Source organism: Pseudomonas sp. 273 (assembly GCF_029201425.1).
Lineage (GTDB): Bacteria > Pseudomonadota > Gammaproteobacteria > Pseudomonadales > Pseudomonadaceae > Pseudomonas > Pseudomonas delhiensis.
The window spans coordinates 2,151,293-2,165,499 of the sequence record NZ_CP116775.1 but is presented as its reverse complement, the minus strand read 5'-3'; the positions used below and the strand labels follow the sequence as shown (position 1 = coordinate 2,165,499).

At 67.5% G+C, this 14,207-nt stretch carries 12 protein-coding genes; 2 read left to right on the top strand and 10 right to left on the bottom strand.

Annotated features, from left to right (window positions below; genetic code table 11):
• Window positions 1-59: 59 nt before the first annotated feature.
• The 10 genes from PKO50_RS10480 to PKO50_RS10435 all read right to left on the bottom strand — a co-directional run bounded on the left by PKO50_RS10480 (window position 60) and on the right by PKO50_RS10435 (window position 11,058).
• The gene (locus PKO50_RS10480) at window positions 60-1,001 is read right to left on the bottom strand and encodes a YCF48-related protein (protein ID WP_109933380.1); all 942 of its coding nucleotides are present in this window, start codon (window positions 999-1,001) and stop codon (window positions 60-62) included.
• A 15-nt stretch (window positions 1,002-1,016) separates the two neighbouring features.
• Entirely contained in the window at window positions 1,017-3,377 is a 2,361-nt protein-coding gene (locus PKO50_RS10475) for an efflux RND transporter permease subunit (protein WP_275629635.1), read from the bottom strand.
• Window positions 3,378-3,447: 70 nt separating this feature from the next.
• Window positions 3,448-5,295, bottom strand: a complete 1,848-nt coding sequence (locus PKO50_RS10470) for a DUF1302 domain-containing protein (RefSeq protein ID WP_109933378.1) — start codon at window positions 5,293-5,295, stop codon at window positions 3,448-3,450.
• Between the two features lie 18 nt (window positions 5,296-5,313).
• Window positions 5,314-6,675, bottom strand: coding sequence for a DUF1329 domain-containing protein (locus PKO50_RS10465; protein ID WP_275629634.1), 1,362 nt, complete (start codon window positions 6,673-6,675; stop codon window positions 5,314-5,316).
• Between the two features lie 268 nt (window positions 6,676-6,943).
• Window positions 6,944-7,579 carry a c-type cytochrome gene (locus tag PKO50_RS10460; RefSeq protein ID WP_275629633.1) on the bottom strand — a complete coding sequence of 212 codons (636 nt, stop codon included), beginning with the start codon at window positions 7,577-7,579 and terminating at the stop codon, window positions 6,944-6,946.
• 4 nt (window positions 7,580-7,583) lie between these two features.
• Window positions 7,584-8,033 (bottom strand): hypothetical protein, encoded by a 450-nt coding sequence (locus PKO50_RS10455; RefSeq protein WP_109933375.1) that lies wholly within the window; start codon window positions 8,031-8,033, stop codon window positions 7,584-7,586.
• 4 nt (window positions 8,034-8,037) lie between these two features.
• Window positions 8,038-8,565, bottom strand: a complete 528-nt coding sequence (locus PKO50_RS10450) for a methylamine dehydrogenase light chain (RefSeq protein WP_109933374.1) — start codon at window positions 8,563-8,565, stop codon at window positions 8,038-8,040.
• Between the two features lie 2 nt (window positions 8,566-8,567).
• Window positions 8,568-9,197 (bottom strand): methylamine dehydrogenase accessory protein MauD, encoded by a 630-nt coding sequence (mauD, locus tag PKO50_RS10445; RefSeq protein WP_275629632.1) that lies wholly within the window; start codon window positions 9,195-9,197, stop codon window positions 8,568-8,570.
• Window positions 9,197-9,757, bottom strand: coding sequence for a MauE/DoxX family redox-associated membrane protein (locus PKO50_RS10440; RefSeq protein WP_275629631.1), 561 nt, complete (start codon window positions 9,755-9,757; stop codon window positions 9,197-9,199). The genes mauD and PKO50_RS10440 overlap by 1 nt, the downstream gene beginning before the upstream one ends.
• Entirely contained in the window at window positions 9,751-11,058 is a 1,308-nt protein-coding gene (locus PKO50_RS10435) for an amine dehydrogenase large subunit (RefSeq protein WP_275629630.1), read from the bottom strand. The genes PKO50_RS10440 and PKO50_RS10435 overlap by 7 nt, the downstream gene beginning before the upstream one ends.
• Before the next feature lie 502 nt (window positions 11,059-11,560).
• Here PKO50_RS10435 and PKO50_RS10430 point away from each other — a divergent pair.
• Together PKO50_RS10430 and PKO50_RS10425 are read left to right on the top strand one after the other, a co-directional pair.
• A complete protein-coding gene (locus tag PKO50_RS10430; RefSeq protein WP_275629629.1) occupies window positions 11,561-12,556 on the top strand; it encodes an AraC family transcriptional regulator ligand-binding domain-containing protein in 996 nt (331 codons plus the stop codon).
• 206 nt (window positions 12,557-12,762) lie between these two features.
• The gene (locus PKO50_RS10425; protein ID WP_275629628.1) at window positions 12,763-14,127 is read left to right on the top strand and encodes an FAD-binding oxidoreductase; all 1,365 of its coding nucleotides are present in this window, start codon (window positions 12,763-12,765) and stop codon (window positions 14,125-14,127) included.
• Window positions 14,128-14,207: the final 80 nt, after the last annotated feature.

Here is a 14,207-nt window from a genome sequence, read left to right as displayed (position 1 = left end):
ACTGGGTGGCCGCCCTGGTGTCCGGCGAACGCGCCAGCGGACACCAGGGCGGCCCGTTTCTATTGGGTAATCACCCCGGCGGGCCCGAACAGCAGCAGATGCCCATCCGCCCGCGGCGCCAGTGCCGACAGGTTCAGGCGGTCTTCCCGTCGTGCGGCAGCGAAGCGCGCAAGGCTGGCGTCGGAAAGCGCGACGAGGCCGCCATTGCCGACCAGCGCCACGCGCCCATCGGCCAACTGCGCAACGGCCGTGATCGCCTCGTGGCTGCCACTGTCCAGCGCCTGCCAGTGCTCGCCCAGGCGATCGCCGAGCAGCACCCGGCCGCTCATGCCGGCCAGCAGCAGCCGGCCGTCGCGCAGCCCCGACCCGCTCCACAGCGAGCCGCTGGCGCCGGTGTCGAGCGCTTGCCAGGTCGCGCCGCGGTCCAGCGAGCGATAGGCGTGCCCCTGTTCCGCCGCGATGAACAGGCCGCCATTGCTGCCGGCGAAGATGTGGTTGAGATGGAAGTCGTCACCTTCGGCGGTGACCGCCAGGCGTCGCCAACTGCGCCCGCCGTCCTCGGTCTGCGCGGCGTAGCCGTAGGCGCCGACGACGATGCCGTGGCGGGCGTTCTCGAACCACACCGAGAGCAGCACCGGCTTGTCGTCCAGGCGCTGCTGCAGGGCCCAGGTTTCGCCGCCGTCCTCGCTGTGCAGGAGCACGCCGCCATGGCCGACGGCCCAGCCCTGGCGGTCGTCGACGAAACTCACCGCCGTCAGCAGGCCGTCGACCGGCACGCTGCGCGCCTGGCGCCAGGCATCGCCATCGTCGGATAGCACGACCACGCCATGGTCACCGACGGCCACCAGGCGCTGGCCGGCCCCGGCCACCGCGACCAGCGGCGTGCGCTGCGCGGCGTCCAGGGCGATGGCCGGGCTTTGCGTTTCGGCGGCCCAGGCCTGCCCGGCGAGGCTCAGTACCAGCGCGGCCAGGAGCGGGCGCAGGGGTTGGATGCTGGACATTCGCGCGTCCTCCATTCAATGGGCGATCAGGGGCGCGCGCACCGGCCCCCGCCGCGGGATCAGGGTTTCCAGCAGTACGGCGATGGCCGGCAGCAGGGTGATGGCCATGAGCATGTTGGCCATGAACATGAAGGTGAGCAGCAGCCCCATGTCGGCCTGGAACTTCAGCGCCGAGAAGGCCCAGGTGGCGACACCGACCGAGAGCGTCAGCGCGGTGAACACCGTGGCCACGCCCACCTCGCGCAGGGCCTGCTTGAAGGCGTCGACGATGTTCTGCCCGGCGGCCAGGTGCATCTGCAGGCGGTTGTAGATGTAGAACGCGTAGTCCACACCTATGCCCACGGCGAGCACCATCACCGGCAGGGTGGCCACGGTCAGGCCGATGTCCAGCGCCTTCATGAACCAGTAGCCGAGGAAGGTGGCCAGGGTCAGCGGCAGGCAGCAGGCGACCATGGCCCGCCAGTCGCGGTAGACGAGGAACACCAGCAGCAGGATGGTCAGGTAGACGTAGAGCATCATCGGCAGCTCGGAGGCCTCCACCACCTGGTTGGTGGCGGCCTGCACCCCGGCGTTGCCGCTGGCCAGGCGCACGTTCACGCCCGCCATGGGGTGGCTGGCGCGGTAGCTTTCCACCGCCTGCACCACGCGGGTCAGGGTGGTGGCCTTGTGGTCGGCGAGGTACAGGTTGACCGGCAGCAGCGTGCAGTCGGCGTTGTACAGGTGCAGGGCTTCGGGCACCTGGCGCACGGCTTCGGCGAGGGACAGTTCGTCCTGCGGCAGCGCCGCCCATTTCGGGTTGCCCTCGTTCACCCCGGAGGCCGCCAGCTTGGTCAGCGCCGGCAGCGATTGCGCCGAGAGCACGCCGGGCACGTTGCCCAGGTACCAGGTCAGGCGCTCCACGTAGCGCATCACGTCGTGCTGGTAACAGCCGCCGGCCGGGGTCTCCACGGCGACGGTGAACAGGTCCAGGCCCAGGGAGAAGTGGTCCACGACGCTCTGTACGTCCTGGTTGTAGCGCGAGTCGGCGCGCAGTTCGGGCGCCCCCGGCAGCACGTGGCCGATATGGCGGCCCTGGCTCTGCCACACGGCCACGGCCATGAGCAGCAGGCACAGTACGCCGCCGATGGCCGCGTTGCGCGGCTCGGCGATGCGCCCCAGGCGGACCATCAGCCCGTCGCGCGCGCGGCGCAGCCTTTCGACGCGGGCCACGTAGGCGGCATCGAAGCGGAAGTAGCTGGCCAGCAGCGGCAGCATGACCAGGTTGGTGACGATCTTGTAGGCCACCCCCACCGAGGCGGTGATCGCCAGCTCGCGGATCATCGGGATGGGCACCAGCACCAGGGTGGCGAAGCCGACGAAGGCGGTGATCAGCGCCAGGGTGCCGGGGATCAGCAGGCCGACGAAGCTGCGCCGCGCGGCGGTCAGGCCGTCGGCGCCGGCGCAGACTTCCTTGGCGATGTAGTTGACCTGCTGCACCCCGTGGCTCACGCCGATGGCGAAGACCAGGAAGGGCACCAGGATCGCCAGCGGGTCCAGGCCAAAGCCGAGCAGCGTGAGGGTGCCGAACTGCCAGACCACCGACACCAGCGAGCAGCACAGCGGCAGGAAGGTCAGCACCCAGGAGCGCGTGTACCAGTACACCGCCAGCACGGTGAGGACGAAGGCCAGGCCGAAGAACGCCACCACGCTCCTGGCCCCGGCGCCGATGTCGCCCATCTGCTTGGCGAAGCCGATGATCTGCACGTCATAGTCGGCGTCGGCGTACCTGGCGCGCACCTGCTCTTCCAGGCGCTGGCTGAACTCGAGGTAGTCGAGGCGCTTGCCGGTCTGCGGGTCCGGGTCGGCCAGCTCGGCCACCACCATGGCTCCGGAGTAGTCGTTGGCCACCAGGCTGCCGACGAAGCCACCGATGATGGTGCGCTCGCGGATGCCGGCGATGGCGCGGTCGTCCAGGGTGCCGACGGTGACGTCGCCGCCGACCACGTCCTCGGCCTTCATGCCCTCCTCGGTGATCTGCACCGCGCGGGTGTTCGGCGTCCACAGCGAGGTCACGCTGCGGCGGTCGATGCCCGGCATGAAGAACAGCGCCTGGGTGAGGTCGTACAGGCGGGTCATCGCCTGCCTGTTCCAGATGTCGCCGTGCCTGGCGTGCAGTACCACGATGATGCGGTTGGCGCCGAACAGCACGTCGCGGTACTGGTTGAAGGTCTTGATGAACGCATGCTGCTGCGGCAGCTGCTTGTCGAAGCCGGCCGACATCTCCAGGCGCGAGGCGTAGAAGCCCATCACCAGAGTGATTACGGCCAGCAGGCCGAGGGTCGCCAGGCGATGGCGGAAGAGAAGGCGCTCGAGCGCCGACACCAGGTAAGCCAACATGGAATGCCTCGATGCAACGAGTGCCGCGGGCGCCGGCCAGGGGCCGTCGCCGGCGGTCTACTGCCAGGGATCAGAACGAGTAGGAAACGCTGCCGCCGAGGAAGTCGCGGTCAGCCATCAGGTTGTTGGCGCCGCCGCCCCAGAACTGCACCCACTGCAGGCCGCCCTTCCAGCGGTCGCGGTAGTTGAACAGCAGCGAGGTGGTCAGCGACTTGCGGCCCTCGACGAAGGGCGAGGCGTTGGGCGAGGTACCGTTCACGTCCTGGCTGAAGTCCAGCTGCGGGGTGACGGTGACGCCGCTGCCGAACAGGTCCGGGTAGTTGATCCCGAACTCGGTGACGTAGCCCCAGGAGGCCTTGTCCGGCAGCGCGTAGTCCGGCAGCGCGTAGGGCACCTTGCCGGAGGTATCCAGGCCCGGGTAGTAGGTGACGACCGCCTCGGCCATCATGAAGCCGTCGGAAGCGCCGAGGCTGGTGGGGATGAAGCCCAGCACGTCGTTGGCGGAGAAGGTGTAGATGGCGTTGAGGTCGGCCTGCCACTTCCGCTCTTCGACGAAGCCCTTGTTCACCCCGGTGTCGAACACGCTGTACTTGTTGTAGCTGCCGGTGAAGGCGCTGCCGAAGGGCACGGTGGGGTCGATGGCGACGCTGTCGTGCGGGCGGTACGACAGCTCGCCGGCCACGGCCACCGGGCCGAGCATGGTGTTCATCGACAGGCCGAAGAGGTCCTTGTCCTCGCCGTAGTTGATGAAGTAGTCGTCCACCACCAGGTTGTCCGGGTCCTTGCGCGCGGTGTAGCCGATGAAGGGCAGCTTGTCGTGGTAGCGCTCGTAGAACAGGCCGAACTCGGTGTCGATGCCCTCCGCCCGCCAGCGCAGGGCCAGGCCGTACTGGCCGCCGTTCTTCGCCTCGCGCTCACCCGCGTAGGGCACCGCCAGGCCCGCGGCTACCAGGTCGGCCGTGCTCAGGCCGCTGCTCAGCGGGTCGCCGCAACGCCCGCTGGGGGTGGCGGCGCAGGTGCCGGGCAGGATGCCCTCGACATAGTTGGTCGGATAGTAGATGGCGCGGCGCCCTTCCCCGGCTACGTCCGCCGCGGAGAAGTAGGTGCCCACCGGGTCGAGCGCGTAGGCGTTCCACTTGAACTGGTAGTAACCCTCCAGGTTCAGGGTGTCGCTCAGGCCCAGGTTGAACGAGGCCATGGGCGCCGGGATGAACACTTCCTTCAACTGGGTACCCGGGGTGTGGTACTTGGGCAGGCTGAGGGCGTTGATCTGGTTGATGCCGCCGGTGACGAAGATTTCCTCGCCCCAGCTGATCACCTGGTTGCCCACCTTGACCTTGGCCGGCATCTGGCCGAGGTCGAAGCTCCTGGCCAGCCACAGGTCGAGCAGGTCGAAGCGCTCGGTGGCATCGCGCCTGGCGGTGTCTTCGAGGTCGGTGCGACGGGTGTCGTCCATCTTGAAGTCCCTGGCCCAGGCGACCCGGCCGAGGGCGCTCCAGCCGTCGCCGAACTTCAGGCTCAGCTCGTGGGTGCCCTTGATTACCTGGGAATAGACGTCGTGCTTGTGGTAGTTCAGGTCACCGTCGTCGGCGTTGCTGTAGTTGATGTCGGCATTGGCGTAGCCGTTGCCCCTGGACAGGTTGTAGTAGCGCCCAAGTTCGGTGTTGGCGCCGTTGTTGCAGCCGCCGCTGTCGCTGCCGACGAGATTGCAGTCCGGCGACTGCAGGCGGGTGGCGAAGCCATAGGAAAGCGTTGAGTCGAAGCTGCCGGAAACGCCCGCTTCGGAGCCGAAGACGAAGGCCTGGCCCGGCTGCGCCCACAGCAGGCCGGAAGCCGCCAGCAGGGCCAGGGTCGAGGTATTGCGGGCGCGCAGCATCCCCTGCGGCGCTTGCGCGCCGCACTTGTCGTTCTTGTTCATGAGGTTTCTCCGGGCTGATCAGCGTTCGCCGCGGCGACGCAATTCGTTGGCGCTGAACATCTTGTCGCTCACCCGCCCCTGCAGGCCCGCGGGGAGGTCGAGGGCCTCCCCTTCCTGGGTGAAGCCGTCGGCGATGTAGCGGCGCGCGACCAGGTCGTAGCTGACGTATTCGAAGTTGGTGCAGGCCTGGATTTCCGGGTCGGCCCAGAGGCTGCCTTCCTGGAAGCGCCAGAGGTTGCCCTTGGCGTCGTACATGTCGACGTACAGCAGGCTCCAGCTGTCCTCGTCGATGAAGAAGACCCGCTTGGCGAAGGAGTGGCGCTTGTCGGCCTTCACGGTGGCTTCCACCACCCACACGCGGTGCTTCTCGTAGCGCTGCGCGTCGCGGTTCAGGTAGTCCTGGCCGATCAGCTGCTCGTACTTGTTGGCCTTGTCGACCAGCTTGTAGGAGTTGTACGGCACCAGCATTTCCTTCTTGCCGACCAGCTTGAAGTCATAGCGGTCCAGGGCGCCGGTGAACATGTTGATCTGGTCGACGAAGTACAGGCTGTCGGAGCCGGCGATGGGGTTGTCGTAGGCGAACGAGGGCGCGAGGCGTACGCGGCGCTGGCCGGGGAAGTAGATCCAGGAGTCCTGCGGCTTGTCCAGGTAGGCGTGCACCAGGTACATCTCGCCGGCGCGCGACGAGGGCGAGAGCACGTCGTAGAGCAACTTGGCCTCGATGCCGCCGGTGTCGGCCGGGCTTTTCACCGCGGGGTCGTTCCACGGGTAGTACTCATAGGCCCACTGCTTGACTTCGGTGAGCGAGCCGCCCTTCTCGCGCATCAGGAACGAGATCTGCGCCCGCCGCCCCTTGGCCATGTAGCGCAGCTTGTAGTTCCACATGACCTCGATGCCGCTCTTCGGCAGCGGGAACGGCACCGCCGCGCCGGGTGCCTGCTCCAGGCGCCAGCCGTCGCTACCGATGCGCGCCTGCCCGGCGAGTTCCCTGGTGCGCTGCGCCACCTCGGTGGGAACGGCGCAGCTGCGATGGGTGGGATAGACGTCCAGGCGATAGCTCGGGTAAGCCTTGATCAGCGCCACCTGCCCTTCGGGCATCAGCGCCTGGTACTGCGCGAGGTTCTTCGCATCCACGTGGTACAACGGCTTGTCAGCGGCATAAGGGTCACCATGGCCAGGGCTCCAGCCGGCCGGCGCCTGGGTCAGCCCGCCGTTCCAGGCCGGGATGCTGCCGTCGGCGTTGCCGGCCTTCTCGGCACCGACAGGGGTGAGCGCGTTGCCAAGCTCGCCCGGGCCAGCCGCAGCGGCGCCCTGCGCCTGAACAGTACCAAGGAGCGCCAACAGCGCACCGCCCAACAGCGAAAGCGGGAGGTTTCTCATGAACTTCTCCTGGAGGAGCTTTTTGTGTTTATCGGGAAGCAGTTCGAGGTGCCCCAGAGGGGCTCGACATCGGGCTCGCCTGGAGTGCAAAGCTATCCAAAGCGGCGCGGAGCGACTTGCCAGTAGAGGCCAGGGAAATTGGCATCTGGTGCCAATCGCGAGCGGGCCCGGCAGTGGAAAGCGCGGCTGATGCCGCCGATACCGGCCCTCCTCTCCCGCCAATCCCCAAAGGCCTTTGCCTTTCCGGCTCACGGGCGCAGCGCATCCCTCAGCGCCTCGCCTGTTCGGCCGCCGGCAGCGACAGGCTGGCGAGGTAATCGATGATCGCCCTCCGGTCCTCCGCGCTGCGAATCTGCAACGCGATGCCGCGCATCCAGATGCCCAGTGGATCCGCATGGGCATCGCTGCCGCGTGTCCCGTCCGTGTAGTGAGTGAGCTGGCGGTCGAGGTAGCTGGCATCGAGGATGCGCAGGCTGGGGGTCTTCAGGTGGGCGAAGCCTTCGGCTTGCAGGCCGTGGCAGGCCGCGCACGAGCCCTGGTAGAGGGACTCGCCATGGGCGGTGCCCGCGCTTTTGCTCGCGCTGACCTTGGCGGCCTGCTGTTGTGCGTAGTGATGGGCCAGGCGGTTGAAGTCGGCTTCGTCCAGGCTGGCTACCACAGCGCGCATCTGCACGCCCTGGCTGTCTTGCGGGTCGTAGCCACGCTGGCCGGCCTTGAAGGCGCGCAGTTGCTGGAGCAGGTAGTCGACCTGCTGGCCGGCCAGGCGCGGGGCGCCGAGCACGGCGTTGCCCTGGCCCTGGTCGCCGTGGCAGGCGGCGCAGGTTTCGACGCCGGCACCGGCTTCGGCGCGAATGTGGAGCGTTGCGGCGAGCAGAAGCAGGCCGACACGGGTACATGCCTTCATGGGTTCAGGTTCCTTCGCGCTTCTGTTTTTCTTGCTGGGCGATGCGTTCGAGCAGGTCGCGGCGGACCTGGCCGACATCGGCCGGCACGCGCTGCCGCCAGCCGTGCAGCTCCGCCCCGCTGTAGGGTTGGAAATCGGCCGGCAGCTGCTCCCTGTCGAAGCGCTCCAGCATCCAGTTGAGGACGCCGGCCAGGGCGTCGTCGGAAAGGCCCGAGAGCGCCGAGCCGGGCACCTGCACCAGGTATTCCCGCCCGCCCGGCACGCCGAGGAACTTGCCCAGTTGGCCGGGGAACGCCGGCACCTGGCGCTGCGGGTTGCCGCTGCCGTCGGGCAGGTGGCAACCCTGGCAGTTGAGCATGTAGTCCAGCTGGCGCGGCTCGGTGGTCCAGGCGCTTGCCGGGCCCACCAGCAGCAGTGCGGCGAGAGCGGCGCGGATCGGGGAGCGGCCGGCCATGGGCTTATTCCTTCACCCCGATCACCACCGACAGCGAGCAGTGGTACGGCATGTCGGCCTGGCTGCCGGAACACCAGTTGAGGTCGTTGGAGCTCTGCGGGCGGTACAGCGGGCGGTCGCCCTCGTCGCGCTGGCACACGCAGCGCCCGCAATTGCTCTTGCCGCAGCAGTCGTTGTAGGAAATCACGTAGTCCTTGCCGTCCGCCGGGTTGCGGCAGGTGCCGATCCAGGTGATGTCGGAGCGCACCGTGCCCGGCGGGCAGCTGTTCACCGTGCCGCCGCAGCAACTGCAGAGGAAGCCGTCGATGGCGCAGTAACGCCAGTAGTCGCAACTGCTCGGGTCGCCGTTCTCCACCAGGCTGGAAGCCCCCGGCTGGGCGAAGGCGCCGCTGCGGAAAACCGGCAGCAGGGTCGTCGCGCCGGCACCGGCCAGCAGCGTGCCCAGGCCGCCGAGGAAGCCCCGCCGCGAGGTGCCGCGCGCGACCTTGCGGGTCAGCAGCTCGGCGGCTTCGTCGAACCATTTGATCGCCATGCTCAGTGCACCTGCTTGTAGAGGGGAGTTCCAGCCGCGTGGCGCGCGGCCTCGAAGGCCTGGATCGAGGCGAAGCCGAGCACCTGGGCCTCGAACAGGCTTTCCAGGTGCTCGCGGGTATTGATCAGGCCGTGGGTGACCACGGTGCCGCTGGCGTCGATCAATACGCCGTAGGGCAGCTTGCTGATCTGGTAGGCCAGACCGACCTCGCGCGACAGCAGGTAGGGGAACGCCTGCAGGCGCTGCGCCTCGATGAAGGCCTGGTGCGCGGCGACCTCGCCGTCGCTGGCCAGCACTATCCGCAGGCGCTCCTGCTGGCGGATGGCCTTGAGCACCGGCAGCAGGGTCTTGCACACCGGGCAGGTCTCGGAGAGGAAGAACAGCAGGGTCGACTGCCCCTGGGCATTGGCGCCGCCGAGGCTCACCGAGCCGCCGGTGAGGCTCGGCAGGGTGAAAATCGGCGCCGCCTCCCCGGCCTTGATGGCCTTGCCCAGGGACAGCGCGCCCACCGGGCGGATACGTTCGTGCAGCAGGCCGACCTGCCGCGCCAGGGCGCAGACGGCGAGGACCAGGGCCAGGTTGAGCAGCCAGGAAAAGCCGCTGGAGACGATCAATGCGTAAGTCATGTCCATCACGGTTCCCCCAGGGATGCACGGTTGGAGATCAACAGGTTGGCCAGCAGGTAGAGCGCCACGCCGCTGGCCAGGGCGAAGCCGAGGGTGACGGCGTCGAACCACACCAGCGGGCGTTCGCCCATGGGCGCCAGCAGGTTCAGCGCCGGCAGGAGCAGCAGCAGGTTGCGCAGCACCAGCGCCCGCCCCGGCGGCTGCGGCCGGCCACCGAAGTGGCAGCCGCAATCGGCGATGGCTACACCGCGCCAGGCGGCACCGGCCAGCACGGCGGTATAGAGCGCCAGCAGAATCGCGGCAGGCGCCGCCGCCCAGGGCTGCCAGGGACTGGCCAGCGCACCGCCGGCGGCCAGCAGTTCCAGGCCCGGTAGCAGGCCGACGAGAACGGCGCGCAGCCTGGTGGGCAGCAGGCCGGCGAACGCCGCGGCGTAATCATCGAGGACGCGCGCGAAGCCCTGCGGATCGCGCAGCTTGTGCAGGCCGGCGCTACCCAGCAGCAAGGCCAGGGCGCAGGCACTGCCCAGGTGCACCAGCGGGTCGTGCAGGCAGGTCGCGATCACCATGGCGCCACCGCATTGAGGAAGCCCAGGGGAATGTCGCCGATGCTGCGCAGGTGCTTGCCGCTGTCGGCGTCGTAGAGGTTGATGCCCTGGCGCAGCAGCGGCATCAGGCCCTTTTCGCCTTCGGTCAGGTAGACCCAGGCGGTGAACAGTCCAGGCATGGGCACCATCCAGTCGAGGCTGTAGAGGCGCGGCCGCTCGCCCTGGCTGACGCCGATGGCGGTGCTCTGCTCTTCCAGCTCGATGCGGGCGAGGCGCGCGTGGGTGCGGGTGTCGAACACCCAGACCTCGGTGCCGGGCTTCTGGTAGTTCTCCGGCTTGTCCTTGTGCATCAGCACGAACAGCCTGCCGCTGCGCTCGTGCAGCGCGGCGCCGTGGTTGCCGGCCACGCCCCAGCCGTCGGCGCGCTCGGCATCGCTGAGCAGCGACCAGTGCCGGGTCGCCTCGACGCCCTGGGCGGTCATGCGGATGCCATAGGCATCGTTGTTCTGGGAAACGAAGTACCAGGTATCACCCAGGCGCGAAGCGGTGGTCAGCAGCGCGTCCTTCACCGGGTCGAAGGCCGGCGCGGTACGTTCCTGCAGGGCGGCCTGGCCATTGTCGTCGAGGCGCAGGTGGAAGAAGCCGCCGTTGCCGCAGATGGAATAGAAGTCCCGCGGGCCGGCCGGGTAGATGGAGGCGCAGCCGGGGGTGGCGACCTCGCCGACGAAGCGGTTGCGCTCCAGGTCGACGACGGAGATGGACTGCGCCGGGGTGAAGTTGAGCACCAGCAGGAAGCGCTCGTCGTCCGATAGCACGCTGAGCCCGGTGGAGATGAGCGCGGTCATGCGCTTGGGCGGGATGGCGATCTCGCGCTTGGGGCTGAGGGTGTGGGCGTCGTAGACGGTGACCACGTCCGTGCGGGTGCCGCGCACGCCGCGGCTGAAGTAGATCTCGCTGGCGTAGAACTCGTCGCGCTTGTGCGACAGCACCAGGCCGTTGCTCCACATGCCGGTACTCACCTGGCCGAGGTTGCGGCCGTCGTCGGCGAACAGGAAGGCGCGGCCGTCGACCATGTTGGGAGCGTTGCTGCCCCAGATCCAGAACCAGTGCTGGCCCTGGTGCGCGCCCAGGGTTTCGACGTGGGCTTGCTCGGGGACGAACTGCGCCAGCGCCGGCAGTGCCAGGGCAGCCAGCGAGAGGCCACCCAACAGGGCGCGCAGCGAGCGCTTCCACAGGGCGGGCGGGCGCTTGCCCCGGCTCGTCGATGGCTCATGGGCGGCGGGGCGGTCGGGCTCGCCCCGCCCTGGCAGGCGGGTTGGCATCTGGCGTCAGTCTCCTGGGTTGCGGAAGCGCTCGATCCGACGGGCGAGCGCCACCCTGCCCTGCGCCTGTACGTCGGCAAGAGCGGGTCGGTCGCTTCGTCGGTCATCTGGCCAGCAGCGGAAAAATCGCGGTTGACTGCATCGGTGGCGATGCGCTGCGCCGCGGTTCCATACGCTGCTGGTTTCTGTGCGTATCTGGCTGGAAAAACTATTCAAAGCGGCGCCACCGCGGCTTGCCAGCAGGTGACAGAGTCGTTGACATCCGATGCCAATCGGAGGGAGCCGCCCCTGGGCGCGACGACAGGCGCCCTTGCCCGGTGATGCCGGGCTTACCAGGCATGGCCCGAAGCGATTATCGTAAACAGCACGTGGGATGATTCCCCAACCACCTGGCCCGGCAACGCCAGGCGCGGGAAATCACCGACCGGTCGACCGAAGCGGTCGGCGGCGGGACCTTCGAAACGGACAGACGAACGACAAGAACGATAAGGCTGTGGCACCTATGAAATCCGCCCGTACGGTGATGTCCGAGAACTTCTTCCGTCGCTTCAGGGATTGCTTCGAACCCCACCTCGCCCCGCTTGGCATCGATGCCCGGGTACTGGAGCGCGGGGACATAGAAATACCCGGCGAGCAGTACGTCGCCCTCTGGGAGGCGGCGGGGCAGTCGAACCCCAACGTCGGGCTCGAACTCGGGTTCCAGACCGAAGCCGACGATTTCGGCGCCCTCGGCCACGCCCTGTACTGCGCGCCCAGCGTCGAAAAGGCCCTGAAGACCCTGCAGCAGTTCATCGTCGTCTTCGCCCAGGAGTCGATCTTCGACTTCACCTGCGACTCGCGCGAAGTCACCGTGGAGTATCAGGTCACCGCTCCGACCGTCCTCCAGCGGCGGCAGGACGCGGAATTCGCGATCGCCTGCGTCCTGCGCATGCTGAACCTGATCACCAGCAGCACCATCAGGCCGCTGCGCATGGACTTCGAACACGACCGGCCCGCGGACACCTCGGTGCACAAGCGGATTTTCCAGTGCCCGCTCTACTTCAACCAGCCCACGAACCGCATCCACCTGCCCCTGCAGACCCTGCAAATGCCGGTGGTGCGTGGCAACGAGCGGCTGTACAAGGCACTCGAGCCCTACCTCGAACGAGAGCGCGAGCAGCGCGCCGTGTCCGATGAACTGCTCGCCCAGGTCACCCGGATGATCGCGACCGAAATGAGCAGCGGCGCCCCCTCGCTGGACGAGATCTGCGAGCAGCTGAACCTGAGCCGACGTACCCTGCAGCGGCGCCTCAAGGACCATGGCATCGAATACTCGTCGCTGGTCGAAGACGTGCGCCGGGAACTCGCCCTGGCGTACATCACGGACTCGGACTACTCCATGACGGAAATCTCCCTGCTGGTCGGCTATTCAGAATCCGGCTCCTTCACCCGCGCCTTCCGACGCTGGACCGGCCGCTCGCCCCAGCAATACCGCGCCAGCAGCCGGCCACGCGCCTGACCGCGCTCCCCTTCCCGACTTTGGCGCGCGCGGCCCAAATGGCTGGCACCGGCTGACAATTCATCGACTCGCCCCGCCACTACCCTGATGCCGTCCTTTCGAAACCGACGGCCTCTGCACTGCGCCGGAGAAGGCCCCGCGCGGCCTCCTGGCCAGGCCCTGCAAACGACGTCGCGTTCCCAATCCCCGGCAGACGAGAAAAGAGCATGACCGGCAACAGCGACCCGCTTCTGGGCAGCAAGTCCTTTTGGCAACACGACTACGGGCACTACTCGCCCAACCCTGCCCTGAAAGAAAACCTGAAGGTGGACGTGGCGATCATCGGCGCCGGCTACACCGGCCTGAATACCGCCTGGCAGTTCAAGCAGGACAACCCCAACGCCCGAGTGGTGGTGCTCGAAGCCGCCGTCGTCGGCTTCGGCGCCAGCGGCCGCAACGCCGGCTTCAGCACCAGGATGTTCGGCCTGGAGCCCGAAATGGTGCTGTTGCGCTGGGGAAAACAAAAGATGATCGAGGCGCACCGGTACCTGGAGAAAGCGGTGGCCCATACCAGGAGCCTGATCGAGGAAAACGGCCTCGATTGCGACTACCGCCACAACGGCCTGGTTCGCATGAGCTACTCGGAGCAGCAGGCCAATCGCCTGAAAAAGAGTTATCAGCTGTTCCAGGAACTGGGCCTCGATGGCGACATGCGCTGGCGGGAGAAGTCACAGGTTCATCAGGACTTCCATTCCGAACGCTTCAACAGCGGCATCTATGAATCCGGCACCGGCTACCTCAACCCCTGCAAACAGGTGCGCGCCCTCAAGGGGCTGGCCGAGTCGGCGGGCGTCACGATCTACGAAACGACGCCCGTGACGAACATCGAAAGAACGGCCTCCGCCATCGGCCTCACAACACCACAGGGCAAGGTCACAGCCGACAAGCTAGTGGTGGCGACCAACGCCTACTCACGTCAGGTGCCGGATACCCGCGCGCTCAAGACCCGGCAGTTCCCGCTCTGGACCTACCAGATCGTGACCGAGCCACTCAGCGACCGGCAGTGGCAAAGCATCGGCTGGAAGGACCGGCAGTCGTTCGGCGACAACCGGCAGATGCTGCATTACTTCCGCCCCACCGTGGACGGCCGGATCCTCATGGGCGGCGGCGACGCGATCGTCTACAGAACGCCACCGATGGACGAGGTCCCCTCTCCCATGAGCTGGCAGCACTGCGAAGCCCACCTGAAGTGGATCTACCCCCAGTTGAAGGACGTACGCATCGCCTACCGCTGGGGCGGCCCGGTCTCGGTGAACGTGGACATGGTCCCTGAAATCAGCTTCGTCGGCGACGAACGCATCATCTACTCGGGCGGCTGCTTCGGCCACGGCGTCGCACTGACCCACCTCAACGGCAGAACCATCGCGGACCTGCTCAACGGCGAGAAGACCGAACTGACGGACTTCTGGATAGTGAACAGGAAATCCATCCCGATGGCCGGCGATACGCTCTTCTTCCTGGGCGGCCGGGTGGCTCGGCAGGCGCTCAAGGCGTGGGATTGGTGGGAGGAGCGGGGGTTGAGGGGGAGGTGATTGGGTGGCTGTTCCGGGGGAGCGGTTTCTCGATGCTTCGCCGTCGATGGCAAGTTATGTCGATGGGCTATACGGCAATT

Bases quoted from the DNA above. Each gene is read 5' to 3' on its own strand.
- PKO50_RS10425 (WP_275629628.1), top strand. From the start codon at position 12,763: ATGACCGGCAACAGCGACCCGCTTCTGGGCAGCAAGTCCTTTTGGCAA.
- PKO50_RS10480 (WP_109933380.1), bottom strand. From the start codon at position 1,001: ATGTCCAGCATCCAACCCCTGCGCCCGCTCCTGGCCGCGCTGGTACTG.
- PKO50_RS10475 (WP_275629635.1), bottom strand. From the start codon at position 3,377: ATGTTGGCTTACCTGGTGTCGGCGCTCGAGCGCCTTCTCTTCCGCCAT.
- mauD (WP_275629632.1), bottom strand. From the start codon at position 9,197: ATGGACATGACTTACGCATTGATCGTCTCCAGCGGCTTTTCCTGGCTG.
- PKO50_RS10470 (WP_109933378.1), bottom strand. From the start codon at position 5,295: ATGAACAAGAACGACAAGTGCGGCGCGCAAGCGCCGCAGGGGATGCTG.
- PKO50_RS10430 (WP_275629629.1), top strand. From the start codon at position 11,561: ATGAAATCCGCCCGTACGGTGATGTCCGAGAACTTCTTCCGTCGCTTC.
- PKO50_RS10465 (WP_275629634.1), bottom strand. From the start codon at position 6,675: ATGAGAAACCTCCCGCTTTCGCTGTTGGGCGGTGCGCTGTTGGCGCTC.
- PKO50_RS10450 (WP_109933374.1), bottom strand. From the start codon at position 8,565: ATGGCGATCAAATGGTTCGACGAAGCCGCCGAGCTGCTGACCCGCAAG.
- PKO50_RS10440 (WP_275629631.1), bottom strand. From the start codon at position 9,757: ATGGTGATCGCGACCTGCCTGCACGACCCGCTGGTGCACCTGGGCAGT.
- PKO50_RS10460 (WP_275629633.1), bottom strand. From the start codon at position 7,579: ATGAAGGCATGTACCCGTGTCGGCCTGCTTCTGCTCGCCGCAACGCTC.
- PKO50_RS10435 (WP_275629630.1), bottom strand. From the start codon at position 11,058: ATGCCAACCCGCCTGCCAGGGCGGGGCGAGCCCGACCGCCCCGCCGCC.
- PKO50_RS10455 (WP_109933375.1), bottom strand. From the start codon at position 8,033: ATGGCCGGCCGCTCCCCGATCCGCGCCGCTCTCGCCGCACTGCTGCTG.